The 1,716-nt window shown below is 61.8% G+C and carries 1 protein-coding gene; it reads left to right on the top strand.

The genetic code is table 11. The features are described 5' to 3' along the window. The first annotated feature begins 183 nt into the window (after positions 1-183). The gene (locus tag IP83_RS07970) at positions 184-1,686 is read left to right on the top strand and encodes a tyrosine-type recombinase/integrase (RefSeq protein WP_054121686.1); all 1,503 of its coding nucleotides are present in this window, start codon (positions 184-186) and stop codon (positions 1,684-1,686) included. The last annotated feature ends 30 nt before the right edge of the window (positions 1,687-1,716 follow it).

Raw genomic sequence — 1,716 nt, 5'->3', positions numbered from 1 at the left:
ACCTTGAATCAACCAATCACCGTCTGCGCAAGCAATTTAATGGGTCCTGACCCTAGACATATTCTTTGCAGTCGCAGTTTATGTCGAGCGTGGCAGCGGGAGGCCCGGGTTTCCTTCGGTTTTCCATGATTTCACTCCAGATAATTACCGTTCCTTCGACCTCAACAAGTCGAAGGAACCAACATGCGAACAAGATCACCATTGCCGTTTCGAGCGGCCCCACTCCGGGTCGAAGACCCGACCAGTCACAGCACCCTTTTCACCGCATTCCTCTCCTCTCTGTCGCTCGACGAGAGGTCAGGCTGCGCGGTTCTGTTTGGCGCGGCGGTCCGCCATTTCCTGCATTGGCTGGACCTGCACGGGATCGCGATCCGCACGATCGACGACCGGACTGTTCGGCGGTTCGAGAAGCATCGGTGTCGGTGCCACCGGTATTCGGCACAGCAAGCGCACTACAAGGCTGACCAAGCAGCAAGGGTCAGGCGGTTCGTCCGGTTCCTGGAGGATCAAGGCTACGTCGAAGTCGACGACGGGATCGACGATTTGCCACGGCACCTCGCTGACTATTCCGATGCGATCGATCGCCTGCAACTCGCCGAGGGCCCGGCGCAGTCCTATCGATCCGAGGCCGAGCATGTCGTGGCCTGGCTTCGCGTTACGCGACGCCAATGGATCGATATCGACGACACGATCATCGACGAGTACGCCGCGCATGATTGCCGTTGCCCGGTCTGGCGCAAGCGGGGCCAGTTGGTCACGACGGGCACCAAGCGGCGGGGGCGATGCGCACGGCACTTCGTCGAGTTCCTGCGAGGCCGGGGAGCTATCCCATTGGTTGAACCGGTGGCGGACGATGACCCGCACATGTCGGCTTACCTGGCATGGCTCAAGCAACACCGCGGCGCCACGGACGAGACGATCCGGCGCTACCGGACCGATATCAGACGGCTGATGCCAATGCTTGGCGAGCCTTCGCTATGGGATGCCGCCGGACTCAGGAGCGCATTCCAACGACGAAGCAAGGAGACCCCGGGCTCAGCATCGCTGCTCGTCACGATTATAAGGAGCTACATTCGGTTTCTGGTCGTGCAAGGCAAGTGTCGGCCGGCATTGTTGCATGCGGTTCCATCAGTGCAGCGTTACCGCCTTTCGACGCTGCCGCGCCACGTCGACTCGGCAACGATCGAGAGGATCATTGCGGCCTGTCCAACAGATCGTCCGGTGGAGGTCCGGGACAAGGCCATCATACTCTTGCTCGCCAGACTTGGGCTGCGCGCCGGTGATATTCAGGACATGCGCCTTGAGGATATCGACTGGCGATCCGGCCACCTGACGGTCAAGGGCAAGACGCGTCGGCCGGACCGCCTGCCGTTGCCGCAGGATGTCGGCGACGCGATCCTGGCATATCTTGCGGCAGCCCGCCCGAAGGCCGTCGAAGAGCATCTGTTCCTGCGTGCACAAGCACCGTTTCGGCCATTCCGCTCGTCCGCCGAGATCGCCGGCATCGTCGCCCGTACGCGCGACCGCGGTGGGATCGATGGTGTGCCGACCGGGTCACACATATTCCGGCATTCGCTTGCCACCAACCTGCTGCGAGCGGGCGCAGGCCTGGAGTCCGTCGGGACTATCCTGCGTCACAGCTCGCCCGAGACCACTGCCATGCTAGCGTCCGCGCTCGTGGTGTAATTTCCGGTGTAGGCGATGGTGTATTCCGGG

Source organism: Novosphingobium sp. AAP93 (assembly GCF_001296055.1).
GTDB lineage: Bacteria > Pseudomonadota > Alphaproteobacteria > Sphingomonadales > Sphingomonadaceae > Novosphingobium.
Note: the sequence above shows the minus strand (reverse complement) of the source record. Positions and strands in the feature narration are given on the sequence as shown.